An 18,976-nucleotide genomic window follows, 5' to 3' on the forward strand; every position below is an offset into this window, starting at 1 on the left:
ATCTCCGCGCGGGGAGATTCCGAGGTCAGGACCGGTATCGGCCGGACCGCCGAATCGGCGGCGTTCCGGGTGGCCGGCCGGCCACCCGGAACGGGAGGTCAGAACCGGAACCAGGTCGCGCGTGCGGCGACGTCGGTCGAGCGGTCCTTGGCGACCTGGGCGATCCCCTCCGGGGTGAGCGCCTGGTCCCAGATCTGGACGTCCGCGATCGAACCGTCCCAGGCGTCGGCCCAGTGCGACTTGAAACGCGCCCGGCCGATCTCGATCGGGCCGTTGGTGGACAGGATCCCGGACACCGGGGTGGTCATCGCGAGGGCGCCGTTGACGTAGAGCGCGATGCTGCCGGCCTTGGCGTCGTACACGCCGGTCAGCGTGGTCCACTCACCGATCGGGACCGAGCCGGGGGCCTCCGCCAGGACGGCCTTGCCGCTCTCCGCGGCGGTCTGGACCTTGAACACCCACTGGTTGTGGCCGGGGCGGAAGTCGCGCCCCAGGTAGAAGGAGAAGAATCCGTCACTGCCCTGGGACAGGACGGCCCGGGGCTGCTCCGGCGCGTTGTTGCGCACCACGGCGGAGACGGTGAAGCTCGTGCAGGTGTTGACCACCACCGAGTCGGCCTCGGCGTAGCCGTCGGCGCTGCCGCGCAGGGTCAGCGCCAGGCCGCTGTGGCCGTCGATGGTGCCGACGTGGGTGCCCGCACCGAGGCGGACGTCGTTGGCGCCCTTCGAACCCGCGGGGGAAGGCGCGATGCAGTTCGGCGCCGACGCGACGGGCTGGTCGTCGGCCGACGGCTTCTTGCCGCCGGTGCCGCGCAGGACCACCGCGGTCGCCACCATGCCGGCCACCACCAGCACGCCGACCACGCTCAGCACGATGCGCATCCGGCGCTTCCTGCGGTCCTCGCGTTCGGTGGCCTCGGCCATCGCCGCCCAGTCCGGGGTGCTGTCGTTCATCGCCGGCTGGAAACCCGGCGCGCCCCAGCCGTCGTTGCCGCCCTGGCCGCCGCTCACGTTTCCCCCACTTCCCCCAGCACTATCCATGGGTCGAAACTTTAGGCCACCCGGGAGGATCCGCAAGCACCGGGGGGCCGCAGATCCCGGGCCCACTCCGGCCGTCCCGCCGCCGCCGCGGGCCGCCCCGTCCCGGCTACCGGACACTGCCCAGGTCGCCGGGTGACAAAACGGCCGAAAGGGGCGCCGCTCCGCCGGTTTGCGATGGCGTTCACGACGCAATCGTCCCCACCCCGGCAATTCGCATTCCCGGCGCCCGCGGCGTAATCACCGCCCCCCGCCCGGAAATGGCCGCGGGAACGGATTCACCACCCGCCGCCGACGGCTTCCGGCCCGGCCGGAATGCCACCGCGCCGTGGTTCCGGGCGAGCCTGCCGCGCGCCCGGAAGGCGGACGAGGGAGCGCCGGCCGACCACCGGCTCCGACCGGCCCCGGACAACGCAAAAGCCCCAGGCCGTTGACCTGGGGCTTCACTGCTGGAGCGGGCGACGAGAATCGAACTCGCGCTATAAGCTTGGGAAGCTCATGTTCTACCATTAAACTACGCCCGCATCTGATGAGCCGTCAGTGACCGCTCGATCGATCACCACTGTACCCCATCCGCGGAGCCGTCCGGGCGTCCGGCATGAACGCGGCGCCGGGCCGGTGCGGCGGGCCCCGCCGGGGCGTAGCGTGTGGGCCGCCCGGTCGGCGTGGAGGGCGGCGAGCCGCTGTGCGTGATGTCCGGAACATCCCCTAATGTGACGCTGTCGCCGGGGCGCAGGCCGCGCCGGGCGCAGGGTGTCCGGGGAAGACCGGGAAGGGGACCGATGGATCAGCGCACCGTCGTTCGTTGTGCCGAGGGGCATCTGTTCAGCACCACCACGTTCCCGATGCAGAACCTCGGTGCCGGCCGGCTGGGTCCGGGGAGACTGATCCGCTGTCCGCGGTGCGGGCGGCTGCGCAACTCGGTGCCGGCCGATCCGGACGAGCTGTCGGCGCCCCAGCTGGCCCGGGCGCTGCGGCTGGAGGCGGCCGAGTTCCTGGCCTGAGCGACCCTGGTCGCGTCCGGGCGGGCCCGAGCACGCCCCCGCGGGGCGGGGGCACGATTGGTCGGGCGCCCGCCGGTGCACGTAACCTCGGTGACGTGCTGCTCTCTGACAAGGACATTCGTACCGAGATCGACAAGGGTCGGGTCGTGATCGACCCCTTCGACCCCTCGATGGTCCAGCCGTCGAGTATCGACGTCCGGCTGGACCGCTTCTTCCGGGTGTTCGAGAACCACCGGTACCCCCACATCGACCCCTCGGAGGAGCAGCCGGACCTGACCCGGCTGGTCGAGCCGGAGGGGGACGAGGCGTTCATCCTGCACCCGGGCGAGTTCGTGCTGGCGGCGACGTACGAGCGGCTCACGCTGCCGGACGACGTGGCCTCCCGGCTGGAGGGCAAGTCCAGCCTGGGCCGGCTCGGCCTGCTGACGCACTCCACCGCCGGGTTCATCGACCCCGGCTTCAACGGGCACGTCACCCTGGAGCTGTCGAACGTCGCGACGCTGCCGATCAAGCTCTACCCGGGTATGAAGATCGGGCAGCTCTGCCTGTTCCGGCTGTCCTCGCCGGCCGAGTTCCCGTACGGCTCCGAGCGGTACGGCTCGCGCTACCAGGGTCAGCGCGGCCCGACGGCCTCGCGCTCCCACCTGAACTTCCACCGCACCGACATCTGAGCGGCGCGGATCGGCCGCACGGACGCGGCGACGACGAGGGGCGGCCGGTCACCCGGCCGCCCCTCGTCGTGCTTCCCCCCCTCGCGTTCTCCCCGTCCCCGTCGGCCCCTGCCGTACGGGGCTCAGGCGCGCTTGGGGCGGGTCACCGCGACCAGTTCGCTGCCGTCCTCGGACAGGGTCAACTCGGTGCGCAGCTCGGCGAGTTCTCCGAGGTGGTGGAGGTGGGTGCCGCCGCAGAAGATCTCGGCGGTGCCGGCCGGGAGTTCGCACTGCCAGCGGCGGCGGGCGGTCAGCTCGGGCCCGGGGACCTCGATGCGGACCTGCGCGTCGGCCGCGACCCAGGCGGCGAGCCGCTGGTTGACGGCCTCGGTGACGGCCGGCAGGGCGTCGGCGAGGGCGGGGAGGTCGTCGGCCGCCTCGGTGGTGAAGCCCTTCTTGCGCAGCGACTTGCCCAGCCGGTAGGTGTCGGTGCTGGCCTCGGTGTCCATCACCGAGCTCGCCATGGCGAGGCTGTCGAAGTCGGGGTTGCCGAAGGCGTCGCTGCGGCCCGGGTCCTTGCGCCAGCGGGCGGCGAGGGCCTCGTTGAGGGCGAGGGCGAGCAGGTGGCAGCCGCTGTGCGCGGCGGACAGCAGGCCGCGGCGGTGGGCGTCGACGCCCAGCTCGGCGGTGCGGCCGGCCGCGGCGGCGAGGGCGTCCGCGGAGGACTGCGGCAGCACGTGCAGGACCAGCCAGGACCAGTCCTCGTCGCCGCGGCGCACCGGGATGTCGGCGCCCACCAGGACCTCGCCGCCGTCCGGGCCGACGGCGCCGGTCAGGCAGTCCACCACCGGGTGCTCGACGCCGTCCACGGTCAGCGAGCCGTGGTCGGCGGGCTGGTCGGGCCAGGTGTGGTCGAGCGGGTGGAACGGCGTGGCCGCGGTGATCACGGCCGGGCGCCCGTCGGCGAGCAGGTGCACGGCGAGGATCTCCGACTCGCCGTGCACCGTGCCGGCCGGGAAGCTGACGTGCGTGGTGGGGAGGGTCATTCGATGGCTCCGGTCGCGGTGGGGCCGGCGGTCGCGGACGTGACGGCACGGGCGGAAGCGGGCAAAGCCAACAGCCTATAGCCCGTGGTGTGCGGGGCCCGCCCGCCGCCGGGCCGGCACGGCGCCCGGGCCGCGGCCGGTCCGCCTCAGCCCAGGGTGGGCAGCTTGATCAGGACGAGCAGTGCCAGCAGTTGCAGGGCCGCGGCCCCGGCGGCCTTGCCCCAGGGCAGGTCGTGGATCCGCCGGACCATCGTGGTCAGCAGGACCGCGCAGAGCAGCCAGCTGGCCCAGCCCACGGCCTGGACCACCATGTTGTCGGCGGGCAGGAACAGGGCCAGCAGCAGTCTCGGCGCGTCCGTGGTCCAGCCGATCAGCACGGCCAGGCCCACGGTGGACTGCCAGGGCCCGTCGCCGCCGAACTGGCGGGCCAGGGCGTAGGTGACCGCGCCGAGCACGGCGCCGGCCAGGGTGAAGCCGACGGCCGCGCCGGCGATGGCCCACACCGCGACGGAGAAGGTCGAGTTGACCACCTCGTTGTGGGTGGAGCCCAGGCCGAGGACGGCGAGCACGCCGTAGATCAGCGAGACGCACAGGGCGGGCAGCCAGACCTGGTGGTCGCGGGTCCGGGCGAAGGTGCGGGCGGGCTCTCGGTAGATCCCGGCGAGCAGGGGCCGCCAGGCGAGCCTGGGGCCGGCCGGCGGCGGGGTGCTGCGGCCGCCGGCCCGGTAGACCGCGACGTTGTCCTGGCCGCCGTAGCCGTCGGGCCCGGTGCCGTAGCCGTCCGGCCCGGCCGGGTACCCGGCGGGGGCGCCGTACGGGTCGTAGGGGCCGTACGGGTCGTCGCCGACCGCGAAGGCGCGGGTGTGTCCGGGCTGGTCCGCCGCGTACGGGTCGCCCGGGCCGGCCGGGTGGGCGTCGGGCTGCGGGTAGGCCTCCCGGGCCGCGGTGAAGTACTCCGGCTGCCCGGTCGGGCCGCCCCCCTGGTGCGGGGACGCCGGGCCGCCCGGTGCCGGCCAGCCCTGCCGGGGGTCCCCGCCCTGCCCACTGTCGTATCGATTACCTGCCACGCCATCGACGGTACCCGCTCGTGCTGACCGGCCGTCGGGTGATCATGGCCCTGTGGGGAGATTGGGGCCGTCCTGTGACGACCCGCCGGACCGCCCGGCCCGGGCCGGTGGCCCGGGCGCGGTGCGGTCAGCGGCTGGCGACCTCGGAGCGGGTCTGGCCGCTCCCGTGCACGGCGGCGGCCGAGACCTGGCCGGCCGGGCACCCGCCGGGGCCGGCCGTGGTGCGCACCGCGCCGACCGGCAGCAGGGTGCCGCAGGCGACCCGCAGGCCGCTGGGCAGCTCGTTGTCGGCCTCGACGATGGCGCCGTCACCGATCACGGCGCCGTCCAGCGAGGTCCGGGCGCCGACGGTGGCGTACGCACCGACGATCGAGTCCTTGACGTACGCGTCCGGGCCGATCACGGCTCCGGCCAGGATCACGCTGCCCTCGATGATGGCGCCGGCGGCGACGCTCGCGCCCTCGGCGACCACGGTGCCGGAGCTGAGCACCGCGCCCAGGTCCACCTCCGCGCCGGGCAGCAGCAGCGCCTCGCCGGTCGGGCCGGGCACGGCCGGGGAGTCCACCTTGCCGAGCACCAGGTCGGCGGAGCCGCGGACGAAGGCGCCGGGGGTGCCGAGGTCGAGCCAGTACGAGGTGTCGACCACGCCGCGCAGCAGGGCGCCGCTCTCCAGCAGCTCGGGGAAGGTCTCGCGCTCGACGGAGACCTCCCGCCCGGCGGGGATGCGGTCGATGACCGAGCGGGTGAAGACGTAGCACCCGGCGTTGATCTGGTCGGTGACGATCTGCTCGGGCGTCTCGGGCTTCTCGAGGAACTCCAGCACCCGGCCGGCCGCGTCGGTGGGGACCAGGCCGAAGGCGCGCGGGTCCTCGACCCGGGTGAGGTGCAGGGTGACGTCGGCGCCGGCGGCCAGGTGGCTGTCGCGCAGGGCGGCGATGTCGACGCCGGAGAGGATGTCACCGTTGAAGATCAGCACCGGCTCGTCGGGGCCGCAGGTCAGCCCGGAGGCGGCGTTGCGGATCGCGCCGCCGGTGCCGAGCGGCTCCTTCTCGGTGAGGTAGACCAGCTCGATGCCGTACGGGCTGCCGTCCTGGAAGTGGTCCTCGAACACCTCGGCCAGGTAGGACGTGGCGAGCACGACCCGGGTGACCCCGGCGGCCGCGGCGCGGGCCAGCTGGTGCGCGATGAACGGGACGCCGGCGACGGGGAGCATCGGCTTCGGCGTGTGGGTGGTCAGCGGGCGCAAGCGAGTGCCCTTGCCACCGACCAGCATGATGGCCTCGGTCATGGACTGCGCTTCTCCAAGTTCCGGCGTGTCCGCGGGCCGGGCCCCAGGGCTGACGGCTCGCGACTGACGTGCGCTGCGCCGACTGTCCGGGGACGGTCGGCAACCCGCATGTCACGGGTCTGGCGATTACTATATTTGGCTTCTCGGTGCATCCCGCCCGCACCCCGGGGGGAGGGCCTGCGCCCCGGCCGGGGCGCGCCGGGTCAGGGCAGCAGCCAGGCAGCGGTGGCTGGGACGCCGGCCGAGGTGCCGCCGGTTCCCTTCAGCTGCGCGACGGCACCGGCGGGAAGGGCCCGGTCCCAGATCTGGACGTCGCCGATCGCCCCGTCCCAGAAGTCCGTCCAGGCGGACTTGTAGCGGACCCGGCCGATCTGCAGCGGGCCGCCGGCCTGCCAGATCCCGGTGACGGGGGTGGTGTTGGCCAGCTGGCCGTCGACGTACAGCTGGATCTTCTTGGTGGCCGCGTCGTAGACGCCGGTCAGCAGCGTCCACTGGCCGGTGGTGGCGTTGCCGCGGGAGAACGCCTGGTAGGTGGTGTTGTCCTGGGCTCCGGCGGCGGTCTGGACCTTGAACACCCACTGGTTGTGGCTGTCCCAGTAGTCGCGGCCGAGGTAGAAGGAGTAGTAGCTGTCGCTGCCCTGGGTGACGACGGCCCGGCCGCCGGTCGGGGCGTTGTTGCGGACCATCGCGGAGACGGTGAAGCTGCGGCCGGTGTCGACCACCGGGCCCGCGCTCTGGCCGTAGCCGTCGGCGCCGCCGTGCAGCACCAGGGTCGGCCCGCTGTGGCCGTCGGTCGGCCCGACGGCGGCCGCCGGGGCGAGGGTGATGCCGTGGCCGCCGGTGCGGTCGTCGAGCTGGGCCGGGGCGGCGGGACCGCCGGGCGCCGCAGGTCCTGTGGACGGGTTCGTGCTGGTGGGTGTCCGGGGGCCCGGCGTCGGTGCGGCGCCGGACGGGCCGGCCTGGCCGCCGGCGGAGGCGGCGGGTGCGGCGCTCGCGGAGCCGGTCGCAAAGGCGCCGGGCGGGGCGCTGCCGGTGCCGCTGCCGCCGTCCGGGGTGAGCGGGGGTGCGGAGGCGGGGGCGGCCGCGGGGTGCCGGTCCCCGCCGGGCCGGGCGGCCAGCACGGCGGTGGCCACCAGGGCGCCGACGAGCACCACGCCGAGGGCCGCGCCGCCGGTCCTCAGCAGGCGGCGGCGCCGGTGTTCGCGTTCGTTGTCCTCGGCCAGCGCCGCCCAGTCGGGCGTCGCGCTGGTCACCGGCGGCAGGTAGGCCGCCCGGGCGCCGCCCGGCGCCGTGCTCCCGCCGGGGAAGCCCCCGGTACCGCTGCCGTCCGGTATTCCCCCGCCATCAGTCATGGCCGAAATGCTAGGGCACCGCAGGCGCCGCGCCGCGGCCCGCCCGCCGGCGCCGGCCCGGGACGCACCGCGGCCCCGCTGCCGGACGGGGCAGGCGGGGCCGTGGTGTGACGCGGGATCAGTCTCCCGTACCGGCGCGGCGGATCAGGCCTCGACGGGCTCGGGCTCGGCCGGGACGGGCTCGGCCTTGACCGACTCCAGCAGCAGCTGGGCGACGTCGACGACCTTGAGGTGCTCCTTGGCGGCGCCCTCGTTCTTCTTGCCGTTGACCGAGTCGGAGAGCATCACCAGGCAGAACGGGCAGGCGGTGGAGACGATGTCGGGGTTGACCGACAGCGCCTCGTCCACGCGCTCGTTGTTGATGCGCTTGCCGATCCGCTCCTCCATCCACATCCGCGCGCCGCCGGCGCCGCAGCAGAAGCCGCGCTCCTTGTGGCGGTGCATCTCCTGCTGGCGCAGGCCCGGGACCTTGTCCATGATCTCGCGCGGCGGGCTGTAGACCTTGTTGTGGCGGCCCAGGTAGCAGGGGTCGTGGTAGGTGATCAGGCCCTCGACCGGGTTGACCGGGACGAGCCGGCCCTCGTCGATCAGGTGCTGCAGCAGCTGGGTGTGGTGGATGACCTCGAAGTGGCCGCCCAGCTGCGGGTACTCGTTGGCGATGGTGTTGAAGCAGTGCGGGCAGGTGGCGACGATCCGCTTGACCGGGGCGTCCTCCAGCGCGGCGTTCAGCGTCTCGACGTTCTGCGCGCCGAGCATCTGGAACAGGAACTCGTTGCCCAGGCGGCGGGCGGAGTCACCGGTGCAGGACTCCTCCTTGCCGAGGATCGCGAAGTTCACGCCCGCGGTGTGCAGCAGTTCGGCGAAGGCCTTGGTGGTCTTCTTGGCCCGGTCCTCCAGCGCGCCGGCGCAGCCGACCCAGTAGAGGTACTCGACCTCGGCGGGGTCGATGTCCTCGCCGATCACCGGCACCTCGATGCCGGTCTCCTTCTTGAGCTCCTTGACCCAGTCCAGGCGGGCCTTGGTGGCCATGCCCCACGGGTTGCCCTTGTTCTCCAGGTTCTTGAGCATGGTCCCGGCCTCGGTCGGGAAGGAGCTCTCGATCATCACCTGGTAGCGGCGCATGTCGACGATGTGGTCGATGTGCTCGATGTCCACCGGGCACTGCTCGACGCAGGCGCCGCAGGTGGTGCAGGACCACAGCACGTCGGGGTCGATGACCCCGCCCTCCTCGGCGGTGCCGATGAGCGGGCGCTCGGCCTCGGCGAGGGCGGCGGCGGGCACGCCGGCCAGCTGCTCGGCGGTGGCCTTCTCCTCGCCCTCCATGTCCTTGCCGCCGCCGGCGAGCAGGTACGGCGCCTTGGCGAAGGCGTGCTCGCGCAGGCTCATGATCAGCAGCTTGGGCGAGAGCGGCTTGCCGGTGTTCCAGGCGGGGCACTGCGACTGGCAGCGGCCGCACTCGGTGCAGGTGGAGAAGTCGAGGATGCCCTTCCAGGCGAAGTGCTCGACCTGGGAGACGCCGAAGACGGCGTCGTCGGCCGGGTCCTCGAAGTCGATCGGGGCGCCGCCGCTGGTCATCGGCCGCAGCGCGCCGAGGGCGGTGGAGCCGTCCTCCTCGCGCTTGAAGTAGATGTTGAAGAAGGCGAGGAAGCGGTGCCAGGCCACGCCCATCGACGGGTTGATGCCGATGGTGGTCGCCCACGCGAAGGAGATCGAGATCTTCAGCATCGCGAACAGGTAGATCAGGTTCTCCAGCGTCCCGTGGGACAGGCCGCGGAAGGCCGCCACCAGCGGGTAGGAGACCAGGTACGCGGCCTCGTAGGAGTCGACGCCGGCCAGCGCCCCCTCCAGGCCGCGCAGGATCATGATGCACAGGCCGATGCCGAGGATCGTGTACTCGACGTAGAAGGCCTGCCAGGCGATCGAGCCGGCGAACCGGGACTTGCGGCCCGACCGGGACGGCAGGCTGAGCAGCCGGATCACGATCAGGACGGCGATGCCCAGGGTGGTGAAGGTGCCGACCAGCTCGGTGAACACCTCGAACGGCAGCCAGTGGCCGATCAGCGGGATCGCCCACTCGGCGTCGAAGAGCTGGCCGAAGGCGGTGACCAGGGTGCTGACCAGGGTGAAGAAGCCGACCGCGACGAACCAGTGCGCGACGCCGACGACGCCCCAGCGGTTCATCCTGGTGTGGCCGAGGAACTCGACCGCCACGGTCTTCACGCGCTGGACGGGCTGCCCGGTGCGGGTGGCGTCCGGCTGGCCGGTCTTCACCACCTTGTAGATGTACGCGGCCGCCCTGGCGGCGAGCGCGATGCCGATCACAGTCGTGACCAGCGAGATGACGATCGCTGCTAGCTGCATCGGCTCTCCGTCTCCAGCGGCTGGTGTCCCACACGGTCTGAAACGGGGGGACGGGTAAAGGGGTCCCCCCGATTGTACTGATCGGTAACTTACCGACCCAACGGGCCGGACACTACCGCTCCTTACCACTGATCCATAAGACGCTCAAGGTATGGCGGCAGTCACTAAGGACAGACTCACCCGACCGGACCAGCCCCGGTCACGCCGGGGCGGCGAGATAAGGACGCAGTAAAGTTGAGCGACACGGACTCATAGCTGTTGACGCTCGAGGGGCCGTCGTGCATCCTTGAGTCCGTACAGCTCAACTTCTTCCATGGAGGTATTTACGATGGCACGCGCGGTCGGCATCGACCTCGGTACGACGAACTCCGTCGTCAGTGTTCTTGAGGGCGGTGAGCCCACGGTCATCACCAACGCCGAGGGCGCTCGGACCACGCCGTCCGTCGTCGCCTTCGCCAAGAACGGCGAGGTGCTGGTCGGCGAGGTCGCCAAGCGGCAGGCGGTCACCAACGTGGACCGCACCATCCGCTCGGTGAAGCGCCACATGGGCACCGGCTGGAAGATCAACCTGGACGGGAAGGACTTCAACCCCCAGCAGATCTCCGCCTTCATCCTGCAGAAGCTCAAGCGGGACGCCGAGGCGTACCTGGGCGAGACGGTCACCGACGCGGTGATCACCGTCCCGGCGTACTTCTCCGACTCCGAGCGCCAGGCCACCAAGGAGGCCGGTGAGATCGCGGGCCTCAACGTCCTGCGCATCGTCAACGAGCCCACCGCGGCCGCGCTCGCCTACGGCCTCGACAAGGACGACCAGACCATCCTGGTCTTCGACCTCGGCGGCGGCACCTTCGACGTCTCGCTGCTGGAGATCGGCGACGGCGTGGTCGAGGTGAAGGCCACCAACGGCGACAACCACCTCGGCGGCGACGACTGGGACCAGAAGGTCGTCGACCACCTGGTGAAGGTCTTCCACGCCGGCCACGGCGTCGACCTGTCCAAGGACAAGATGGCCCTGCAGCGTCTGCGCGAGGCCGCCGAGAAGGCCAAGATCGAGCTGTCCTCGTCCTCCGAGACCTCGATCAACCTGCCCTACATCACGGCCTCCGCCGAGGGCCCGCTGCACCTGGACGAGAAGCTCACCCGGGCCCAGTTCCAGCAGCTGACGGCCGACCTGCTGGAGCGCTGCAAGCACCCGTTCCACAACGTCATCAAGGACGCCGGCATCCAGCTGTCCGAGATCGACCACGTGGTCCTGGTCGGCGGCTCCACCCGGATGCCCGCCGTCGCCGAGCTCGTCCGCGAGCTGACCGGCGGCAAGGACGCCAACAAGGGCGTCAACCCGGACGAGGTCGTCGCCATCGGCGCGTCCCTGCAGGCCGGCGTGCTCAAGGGCGAGGTCAAGGACGTCCTGCTGCTCGACGTCACCCCGCTGTCCCTCGGTATCGAGACCAAGGGCGGCATCATGACCAAGCTGATCGAGCGCAACACCACGATCCCGACCAAGCGCTCGGAGATCTTCACCACGGCCGAGGACAACCAGCCGTCCGTGCAGATCCAGGTCTACCAGGGCGAGCGCGAGATCGCGGCGTACAACAAGAAGCTCGGCATGTTCGAGCTGACCGGCCTGCCGCCGGCGCCGCGCGGCCTGCCGCAGATCGAGGTCACCTTCGACATCGACGCCAACGGCATCATGCACGTGGCCGCGAAGGACCTGGGCACCGGCAAGGAGCAGAAGATGACCGTCACCGGCGGCTCCGCGCTGCCGAAGGACGACATCGAGCGCATGATGCGCGAGGCCGAGCAGTACGCGGAGGAGGACCACAAGCGCCGCGAGGCCGTGGAGACCCGCAACCAGGGCGAGCAGCTGGTCTACTCGACCGAGAAGTTCATCGCGGACAACACCGACAAGCTCCCGGCCGACGTCAAGACCGAGGTCGAGACCGCGATCGGCGAGCTGAAGGAAGCCCTCAAGGGCGAGGACATCACCGCGATCCGCGAGGCCACCGAGAAGGTCTCCACCACCGCGCAGAAGCTCGGCGCCGCGCTCTACGCGAACGCCGACGCCGCGGGCGGCGCCGCCGAGGCCGGCGAGGGTGCAGCCAAGGCCGAGGACGACGTGGTCGACGCCGAGATCGTCGACGACGAGAAGCCCAAGGGTGGTGCCGCATGACGGAGAAGCCGCAGGGCGAGCAGCCCGGCGACGACTCCGCCGCCGAGGAGGCCGTGATCAAGGCCGCCGAGGAGGCCGCCGCCGGCGGCACCTCGGAGGAGCTGGCCACCGCCAAGCGGGAGCTCGCCGAGCGCACCGCCGACCTGCAGCGCCTTCAGGCCGAGTACCAGAACTACCGCAAGCGGGTCGAGCGCGACCGGCTGACGGTCCGCGAGATCGCGGTCTCCAACATCCTGGAGGCCCTGATCCCGGTCCTGGACGACATCGGCCGGGCCCGCGAGCACGGCGAGGTCACCGGCGGCTTCAAGTCGGTCTCCGACAACCTGGAGACCGTCGTGGCCAAGCTGGGCCTGCAGCAGTTCGGCAAGGAGGGCGAGCCCTTCGACCCGACGCTGCACGAGGCGCTGATGCACAGCTACTCCTCGGACGTCACCGAGGACACCTGTGTGCAGATCCTGCAGCCGGGTTACCGGATCGGCGAGCGGGTCATCCGCCCGGCGATGGTCGCGGTGGCCGAGCCCCAGCCGGGCACGCAGACCACGGCCACGCCGGATTCCGAGGACTCGGAGTCCGACAAGGCTGACGGTGCGGGCGACAACTGACAATCTGTGCGCTGCGGAGTCGTACGTCGTCGAGTACGACGGACGGCTCCGCAGCGCCGTATGGACGCACTTCGGGAGGTGGCGGCAGCCATGAGCACCAAGGACTACGTGGAGAAGGACTACTACAAGGTCCTCGGCGTGCCCAAGGACGCCAGCTCCGCGGAGATCAAGAAGACCTACCGCAAGCTCGCCCGGGAGTTCCACCCGGACGCCAACAAGGGCGACACCAAGGCGGAGGACCGCTTCAAGGACATCTCCGAGGCGTATGACGTCCTGTCGGACGACAAGCGCCGCAAGGAGTACGACGAGGCGCGGTCGCTGTTCGGCGCGGGCGGCTTCCGGGCCGGCCCGGGCGGCAACGGCAGCCAGGGCTTCGACTTCGGCGACCTGTTCACCGGCGCCGGCCAGGCGGGCGGCGGCGGGCTCGGCGACGTGTTCGGCGGGCTGTTCAACCGCGGCGGGCGGCAGCCCCAGCCGCGCCGCGGCGCCGACGTGGAGACCGAGGTCACGCTCGGCTTCGACGAGGCGGTGGACGGCGCCACCGTCCCGCTGCGGATGACCAGCCAGGCCGCCTGCCGCACCTGCAGCGGCACCGGCGCCAAGGCCGGCACCACCCCGCGGGTCTGTCCGACCTGTGTCGGCGCGGGCACCGTCAGCCGGGGCCAGGGCGCCTTCGCGCTCTCCGAGCCGTGCCGGGACTGCAAGGGCCGCGGCATGATCGTCGACGACCCGTGCACCGTCTGCCACGGCAGCGGCCGGGCCAGCTCGGCCCGCACCATGCAGGTCCGGATCCCGGCCGGGGTCCAGGACAGCCAGCGGATCAGGCTCAAGGGCAAGGGAGCCCAGGGCGAGCGCGGCGGCCAGCCCGGCGACCTCTACGTCACCGTGCACGTCGACGCCCACCCCGTCTTCGGACGCAAGGGCGACAACCTGACGGTCACCGTGCCGGTCACCTTCCCCGAGGCGGCGCTGGGCGGCACCATCGAGGTGCCGACCCTCAAGGGCCCCCCGGTGAAGCTCAAGCTGCCCGCCGGCAGCGCCAACGGCCTCACCCTGAGGGCCCGGGGCAAGGGCGCCACCCGCAAGGACGGCACCCGCGGCGACCTCCTGGTCACCGTGGAGGTCGTGGTACCCAAGCACGTCGAGGGCGACGCGCTGACCGCACTGGAGCAGTACCGCGAGGCCACGGCCTCCGACGACCCGCGAGCCGCCCTGTTCCGGGCGGCGGAGGGAGCGTGACCGGATGATCACTCCTGACGGCCCGATCGGCCCGGGACTCGGCGAGGGCCTGCCCGGCGGCGCCCCCCGCCGGGCCCCCGGCCCCACCCACTACGTGCTGACCGAGGACACCCCGGTCTACGTGATCTCGGTGGCGGCCGAGCTCTCGGGTCTGCACCCGCAGACCCTGCGCCAGTACGACCGGCTCGGCCTGGTCTGCCCCGACCGCACGGCCGGGCGCGGCCGGCGCTACTCGGCGCGGGACATCCAGCAGCTGCGCGAGGTGCAGCGGCTGTCCCAGGACGAGGGCATCAACCTGGCGGGCATCAAGCGGATCATCGAGCTGGAGAACCAGGTCACCGCCCTGCAGTCACGGGTCGCCGAGCTGGCCGACGCGCTGGACGGCGCCGCCAGCGCGCTCCAGCAGCGGGAGGCCGCGGTGCACGCCTCCTACCGCCGCGACCTGGTCCCGTACCAGCAGGTCCAGCAGTCCAGCGCGCTGGTGGTGTGGCGGCCCAAGCGGTAGTTCCCTGTTCCCCGCCCATCGCCGGTACCCTCCGCATGGGGGGTGCCGGCGTTCGGGCCGTGCTGGGAGAGTTGGGTCCACCGCTCGACCGGCAGGGAACTAGCGAAGTGCAAGTCCCCGACCGGCCGGTTCTGCCTATGATCCGTACTGATCCGCAGAGCTCGCCAAGCACAGGTCAGGGAACAGAGCGGAGGGGAGCTGCACATGAAGGCATTCGGGGACTCCGCCTCGATGGATCCGGCGTCGCTGCTCTCCGCCCCCGCACGCGCGCTCTACCTCTCCGCGATCCGCACCGGCGGCCGGCTGACCGCCGCCGAGCAGAGCACCGTGCAGGCGGAGGTCCAGGAGCTGCTCGACTTCGGCCTGCTGGTGCGGGACCTGGACGACCCGCCGGCGGTGATCGCGGTGGACCCCAAGCGCCTGTCGACCTCGCTCAGTGCGGCCTGGCAGCGGGAGGCGGCCCACCTGCTGGCCCGCTCGGTCGCCCTCACCGACGAACTGCGGGAGCTCGGCGACGCGTTCAGCGAGCTGAGCGGCCAGGTCGAATCCAGCGGAAAGATCGAGTACGTCCAGGGAAAAGTCCCGATCAATCAGCGGCTGGCGATACTGGTCGACGGCTGCTCACAGGAACTCCTCACCGCGCAGCCCGGCGGAGGCCGGCGCCCGGATACCGTACGCACGGCTATCAACCGTGATCTCGGCGTACTGCGCCGCGGCGGCACCACCAGAACGATCTATCAGCCGAGCGCCCGATACTCCAGTCCCACCCTCGAGTACGTCGAGACCATGACGCAGGCCGGCAGTCACATCCGCACGCTGGACGAGCCGTTCAACATCCTGATCGTGGTGGACCGCAAGGTGGCGATCATTCCCGGCAGCAAGGACATGACACAGGCCTGCTTCGTCACCGACGAAGCAGTGATCAGCTATCTGATACAGACCTTCGACTCGCTGTGGGAACGCGCGATCCCGTTCCAGGGGAACCGCGAGGTGCCACCGCAGGTGCTCTCCAGCCTGCGCCGCCAGATCATCCGCTCGATGCTCCAGGGCGTCGGGCACCGGGTCATCGCCCGCAACCTGGGGTTGAGCGAACGTACGCTGGCCCGTCATATCGCCGAGATGCGCGAGGAATACGGCGTGGACACGCTGTTCCAGCTGGGCTGGAAGCTCGCGCAGGAGACGGACGACCCGGAAGCCGACGACGAGTCGGCCCCGGCCCTCGACTGACGGGTACTACTCCCAGACGCTGTCCTGCTCCGACGAGACCACGGTCGGACGGTTCTTCAACTGCCAGACGCTGTCGGCGCTGGCGCTGCCCGCTCCGATGAAGAGCGCAGCGCTCACAAGGATGGCTGAGGCGATGAGGCGACGCGCGTTACGCACGAGAGCACTCCCTTCGGTACGGAGCATGAGTTACAGGAAGTATGACTATCGGAACAGGATAAATCCTGCCACCCTCCTGACCGATAGAACGACCGGGGGGTGTGTCATCTCTCTGCCAGGCAGCGAGATGACATCGAGTGCCAGTGGACGACGGACCGTAACGACAGAGACGATCAGTGCACTCTCCACATAGGTCGGCGAGGGGGAAGCACGGGGGCGCCGCCGAGTGACATGAACTCGGCAAATAATTTCCACCTCACCGATATTGATCGCGTTTTCCCGCGTCAACCACACTTCCTTATGGGGGTGCGGTCTCCGCCCCTCCTTCTCCCGGAGTCGACATGAGTGAGCCCTACCTGCGTCATCGCGCCGCCCAGACCCCCGAGGGCCGGCGCGCACGGGTCTTCCTGGCCGCGCCGCTGATGCGGCTCACCGGCCCGGCCGACAGCGTGGTGACCCTGGCCAGCCGCACCCGGCTGACGACCCTTCGGACCACGCTGCTGCGCAGCGGCGCCGCCGTGTACAGCGGGCACCACAGCGACGCCTGGACGGTGGCGGGCCGCGCGCCCGAGCCGCGGGTGCCGTCCGACTTCCGCGCCATGCAGACCGCCGACCTGATCTTCGCCTACGTCGGAGCGCCGCTGTCGGCCGGCGTCAGCCTGGAGCTGGGCTGGGCGTCCGCGCTGCGCAAGCCGATCGTGCTGCTGGTCGACGAGGCGATCACCCACAACCCGCTGATCGCCACCATCGAGCAGGTCTCCCCCGTGCTGCCGCTGGTCTTCGACGACACCTGGTCCCAGGAGGCCCTGCACCACACGGTCGAGACCGCCCTCGACTGGGCCGGCATGGCGCTCTCGCTGCGCGAGGGCTTCTGGACGGCGCCCGGCGAGCAGTTCCCGATCCCGCGCCAGCCCGCGCCGAGCACCCGCCCGCACGGCTACTGGTCCCCGGAGATCGCGACCGGCTGACACCGGGCCGCCGCCGTCACTCACCTGACGCCGCCTCCGTCCCGCGCATCTGCCAGCCCAGCTGGAAGAGCGTCTCGGCGTCGTGCAGCTCCCGCAGCCGGGAGATGTGCCCCGCCACGGTGCGCTCGCTCAGGCCCATCCGGCCCGCGATGCTGCGCTGCGTCAACCCCTGTGCGAGCAGCCTCCCGACCTGCTCGTGCACCGGCAGACCGTCCGCCTCCTGGTGGACGGAACGCCACTGGACCCGCTCGGCCCGCGCCCAGTCCCGCTCGAAGACCCCGACCAGGAAACTGACCACCGCCGGATCCTCGATGAACGCGGCGCTGCGGTTGTCCGCGGCGGCCGGCAGCACCGCCACCCGGCGGTCGAAGACGATCAGCCGGGTGAACGGCTCGCTGAGCACCCGGATCCGCTCGCCCAGCTCGGTCACCCGGGCCGCGTACCGGACCGTCGCCTCGTCGAGCCGCGCACCGGGCTGGTAGATCGTCCGGCTGGAGCCGCCGTTCTCCAGGAACCCGCGGGTGCGCTCCAGCGACTGCTCCAGGTGCTCGGCCGGCCTGGCCCCGCCGGGCTGCGCCGCCAGCGTCTCCTCCCGGCACTCCGCCTCGATCTGCAGGATCCGGTGCCGGATCTGCCGGAAGTCGTCGACGTGCTGCACCTCGCTGGAGCGGTCCACCCGCCGCGGCGTCGCGTCGTAGGCCCGGGTCAGCTCCTCCAGGAGGGTCGGCATCTCCTCGGCCTGGACCAGCATCCTGGTACCGGCCGAGCGCAGGTCCGCGCTGATCCGCTCGCCGACCGCGCGCGGGTTGACGGCGGTGAGCGAGGCGTCGGCGTCGTGGTGGACCAGCAGGCCCAGCTCCATCAGCCGCAGCACCGCGGCCGCGTGCCCGTCCGCGACGTCCCGGAACATCACCCGCCCGCCCTGCGCCAGGATCTCCTGGTAGAGCGCCCGTTCCGTCTCGGTCGGCAGCGAACCCGCCACCAGCTCGTTCACTTCGCACCACTCCGCATCCGCCGTACGGGCTGGAAGAGCGTCCGTCCGCGGCCCGGACCGGCCGCCCGGGCGGTCCGCCCGGCCACCGTCCGCCCGCGCGACCCCAGCCGACCCGCCACCGTACGCTGCACCCGGCGACGGCCGAACGGCCGCCCCACCGGTTCGTGCACGGTCCGGGTCACGGGCGGCCGCTCCCGCCCCGCATCAGCCAGCCGAGCTGGAACAGGGTCTGCGCGCCGTGGCGCTCGCGCAGCCGGGAGATGTGGCCGGCCACCGTGCGCTCGCTCAGCCCCAGCCGGGTGGCCACCGCGCGCTGGGTGAGGCCCTTGGTCAGCAGCCGCCCGACCCGGTCGGTCGCGGTGCGGGTGACCCGCTGGGCGTCGCTCTCCCGCCAGCGGACGATGTCGGCGCGTTCCCAGTCCCGCTCGAAGACGGCGGCGAGGAAGCAGATCGACGCCGGATCGGTGAGGAACACGGCCCGGCTGTGGTCGTCGGAGGCGGGCAGCACCGCCACCAGCCGGTCGACGATCAGCATCCGCCGGAACGGCTCGTCCAGGACGCGCACCCCGGCGCCGTGCTCGGTCACCCGGGCCGCGTAGTCGATCGCGTGGTGCGCGGAGAGGTTGACCGGCTGGTAGAGCACCCGCAGCTCGCCGCCCCGGCCGAGCAGCAGCAGGTCCTGCGGCAGCGCGAGCGCCAGGGCGGAGGCCGGCCGGAAGCCGGGCTGGGCGCTGAGCAGTTCCTTGCGGCACTCGGAGACCAGCTGGGCGATCCGGTGCCGGATCGCGTCGTGGCCCTCCACGTAGGTGGCGCCGCCCGGCTCCGGCTGCTGGAGGGCGCTGCGGCCCGGTAACGCGTCGTAGGCCCGCGCCAGGCTGTCCAGGGCGGCCGGCAGCCGTTCGGCGCGCAGCAGCAGGCGGGTGGCCTCGCCGCGCATCTCGGTGCTGAGGCGCTCGGTGACGGTGCGGGGGCTGACGGCGGTGTAGAGGCAGTCGAGCGGGTTGGGCACCACCAGGCCGATCTGCACCAGCTGCTCGACGGCGGCCTGGCGGTCGGCGGTCACCCGGTGGAACGGGATCCGGCCGCCCTCGGCCAGGATGTCCAGGTAGCAGCGGCGGGCGGCCTCGTCGAACACGGCGTCGTCGGGGGCGGCGTTCGGATCGGCAACCATGTCGAGCACTCCCCGCCGGACATCCGGACCTGTTCGCGGTCTGCAAGGCCCGGTCCTGGGAATGCCTGGAGCCCTCGGTACCTGCGTGCCTCCCGGGGCCAGTGCGCAGTTGCGCTCTGAAACCCCGGGAGACCCGCTG

The 18,976-nt window shown here is 72.0% G+C and carries 15 protein-coding genes, 1 tRNA gene and 1 pseudogene; 8 read left to right on the forward strand and 9 right to left on the reverse strand.

Features of this window, described 5'->3' with window-relative positions; genetic code table 11:
• Nucleotides 1-98 precede the first annotated feature (98 nt).
• Nucleotides 99-1,010 carry a LamG domain-containing protein gene (locus tag AC2TEW_RS01030; RefSeq protein WP_484621342.1) on the reverse strand — a complete coding sequence of 304 codons (912 nt, stop codon included), beginning with the start codon at nucleotides 1,008-1,010 and terminating at the stop codon, nucleotides 99-101.
• A gap of 477 nt (nucleotides 1,011-1,487) precedes the next feature.
• Nucleotides 1,488-1,561: transfer RNA gene (locus tag AC2TEW_RS01035), tRNA-Gly, on the reverse strand.
• 258 nt (nucleotides 1,562-1,819) lie between these two features.
• Here AC2TEW_RS01035 and AC2TEW_RS01040 point away from each other — a divergent pair.
• On the forward strand, nucleotides 1,820-2,041 hold the full coding sequence (locus AC2TEW_RS01040) for a hypothetical protein (RefSeq protein ID WP_484621343.1): 222 nt from the start codon (nucleotides 1,820-1,822) through the stop codon (nucleotides 2,039-2,041).
• 95 nt (nucleotides 2,042-2,136) lie between these two features.
• On the forward strand, nucleotides 2,137-2,712 hold the full coding sequence (gene dcd, locus AC2TEW_RS01045) for a dCTP deaminase (protein ID WP_033817696.1): 576 nt from the start codon (nucleotides 2,137-2,139) through the stop codon (nucleotides 2,710-2,712).
• Between the two features lie 122 nt (nucleotides 2,713-2,834).
• Here the strand turns inward: dcd and AC2TEW_RS01050 are convergent, their stop codons facing one another.
• The 5 genes and pseudogenes from AC2TEW_RS01050 to AC2TEW_RS01070 all read right to left on the reverse strand — a co-directional run bounded on the left by AC2TEW_RS01050 (nucleotide 2,835) and on the right by AC2TEW_RS01070 (nucleotide 9,805).
• Nucleotides 2,835-3,737, reverse strand: coding sequence for an alanyl-tRNA editing protein (locus AC2TEW_RS01050; protein ID WP_484621344.1), 903 nt, complete (start codon nucleotides 3,735-3,737; stop codon nucleotides 2,835-2,837).
• Nucleotides 3,738-3,883: 146 nt separating this feature from the next.
• Nucleotides 3,884-4,804 carry a Yip1 family protein gene (locus AC2TEW_RS01055; RefSeq protein ID WP_484621345.1) on the reverse strand — a complete coding sequence of 307 codons (921 nt, stop codon included), beginning with the start codon at nucleotides 4,802-4,804 and terminating at the stop codon, nucleotides 3,884-3,886.
• Nucleotides 4,805-5,027: 223 nt separating this feature from the next.
• A pseudogene (gene manB, locus AC2TEW_RS01060) lies at nucleotides 5,028-6,092 on the reverse strand (mannose-1-phosphate guanylyltransferase); the annotation flags it as partial.
• A 203-nt stretch (nucleotides 6,093-6,295) separates the two neighbouring features.
• The gene (locus AC2TEW_RS01065) at nucleotides 6,296-7,444 is read right to left on the reverse strand and encodes a LamG domain-containing protein (RefSeq protein WP_484621346.1); all 1,149 of its coding nucleotides are present in this window, start codon (nucleotides 7,442-7,444) and stop codon (nucleotides 6,296-6,298) included.
• A 144-nt stretch (nucleotides 7,445-7,588) separates the two neighbouring features.
• Nucleotides 7,589-9,805: a (Fe-S)-binding protein gene (locus tag AC2TEW_RS01070; protein WP_484621347.1), complete on the reverse strand. Its 2,217-nt coding sequence runs from the start codon at nucleotides 9,803-9,805 to the stop codon at nucleotides 7,589-7,591.
• A gap of 328 nt (nucleotides 9,806-10,133) precedes the next feature.
• Here AC2TEW_RS01070 and dnaK point away from each other — a divergent pair, with 328 nt between their 5' ends.
• From dnaK to AC2TEW_RS01100, 6 genes are all read left to right on the forward strand, one after another.
• Nucleotides 10,134-11,975 (forward strand): molecular chaperone DnaK, encoded by a 1,842-nt coding sequence (gene dnaK, locus AC2TEW_RS01075; RefSeq protein WP_033818292.1) that lies wholly within the window; start codon nucleotides 10,134-10,136, stop codon nucleotides 11,973-11,975.
• Entirely contained in the window at nucleotides 11,972-12,577 is a 606-nt protein-coding gene (gene grpE, locus AC2TEW_RS01080; RefSeq protein ID WP_484621348.1) for a nucleotide exchange factor GrpE, read from the forward strand. The genes dnaK and grpE overlap by 4 nt, the downstream gene beginning before the upstream one ends.
• Nucleotides 12,578-12,667: 90 nt before the next feature.
• Nucleotides 12,668-13,816 (forward strand): molecular chaperone DnaJ, encoded by a 1,149-nt coding sequence (gene dnaJ, locus AC2TEW_RS01085; protein WP_484621349.1) that lies wholly within the window; start codon nucleotides 12,668-12,670, stop codon nucleotides 13,814-13,816.
• A 4-nt stretch (nucleotides 13,817-13,820) separates the two neighbouring features.
• Nucleotides 13,821-14,321 (forward strand): heat shock protein transcriptional repressor HspR, encoded by a 501-nt coding sequence (locus AC2TEW_RS01090; RefSeq protein ID WP_233288916.1) that lies wholly within the window; start codon nucleotides 13,821-13,823, stop codon nucleotides 14,319-14,321.
• Between the two features lie 204 nt (nucleotides 14,322-14,525).
• On the forward strand, nucleotides 14,526-15,548 hold the full coding sequence (locus AC2TEW_RS01095) for a helix-turn-helix domain-containing protein (RefSeq protein WP_484621350.1): 1,023 nt from the start codon (nucleotides 14,526-14,528) through the stop codon (nucleotides 15,546-15,548).
• 497 nt (nucleotides 15,549-16,045) lie between these two features.
• Nucleotides 16,046-16,672 carry a TIR domain-containing protein gene (locus tag AC2TEW_RS01100; protein ID WP_051811775.1) on the forward strand — a complete coding sequence of 209 codons (627 nt, stop codon included), beginning with the start codon at nucleotides 16,046-16,048 and terminating at the stop codon, nucleotides 16,670-16,672.
• A 16-nt stretch (nucleotides 16,673-16,688) separates the two neighbouring features.
• Here AC2TEW_RS01100 and AC2TEW_RS01105 read toward each other — a convergent pair whose 3' ends face one another.
• Nucleotides 16,689-17,666 carry a LuxR C-terminal-related transcriptional regulator gene (locus AC2TEW_RS01105; protein WP_484621351.1) on the reverse strand — a complete coding sequence of 326 codons (978 nt, stop codon included), beginning with the start codon at nucleotides 17,664-17,666 and terminating at the stop codon, nucleotides 16,689-16,691.
• 178 nt (nucleotides 17,667-17,844) lie between these two features.
• A complete protein-coding gene (locus AC2TEW_RS01110) occupies nucleotides 17,845-18,837 on the reverse strand; it encodes a LuxR C-terminal-related transcriptional regulator (RefSeq protein WP_484621352.1) in 993 nt (330 codons plus the stop codon).
• Nucleotides 18,838-18,976: the final 139 nt, after the last annotated feature.

This window comes from Kitasatospora sp. NEAU-CNBT7, assembly GCF_057220535.1.

Coding starts and splice junctions, on each gene's coding strand:
- grpE (WP_484621348.1), top strand. CDS start 11,972: ATGACGGAGAAGCCGCAGGGCGAGCAGCCCGGCGACGACTCCGCCGCC.
- AC2TEW_RS01050 (WP_484621344.1), bottom strand. CDS start 3,737: ATGACCCTCCCCACCACGCACGTCAGCTTCCCGGCCGGCACGGTGCAC.
- dnaK (WP_033818292.1), top strand. CDS start 10,134: ATGGCACGCGCGGTCGGCATCGACCTCGGTACGACGAACTCCGTCGTC.
- AC2TEW_RS01095 (WP_484621350.1), top strand. CDS start 14,526: ATGAAGGCATTCGGGGACTCCGCCTCGATGGATCCGGCGTCGCTGCTC.
- dnaJ (WP_484621349.1), top strand. CDS start 12,668: ATGAGCACCAAGGACTACGTGGAGAAGGACTACTACAAGGTCCTCGGC.
- AC2TEW_RS01070 (WP_484621347.1), bottom strand. CDS start 9,805: ATGCAGCTAGCAGCGATCGTCATCTCGCTGGTCACGACTGTGATCGGC.
- AC2TEW_RS01090 (WP_233288916.1), top strand. CDS start 13,821: ATGATCACTCCTGACGGCCCGATCGGCCCGGGACTCGGCGAGGGCCTG.
- AC2TEW_RS01100 (WP_051811775.1), top strand. CDS start 16,046: ATGAGTGAGCCCTACCTGCGTCATCGCGCCGCCCAGACCCCCGAGGGC.
- AC2TEW_RS01110 (WP_484621352.1), bottom strand. CDS start 18,837: ATGGTTGCCGATCCGAACGCCGCCCCCGACGACGCCGTGTTCGACGAG.
- AC2TEW_RS01040 (WP_484621343.1), top strand. CDS start 1,820: ATGGATCAGCGCACCGTCGTTCGTTGTGCCGAGGGGCATCTGTTCAGC.
- AC2TEW_RS01065 (WP_484621346.1), bottom strand. CDS start 7,444: ATGACTGATGGCGGGGGAATACCGGACGGCAGCGGTACCGGGGGCTTC.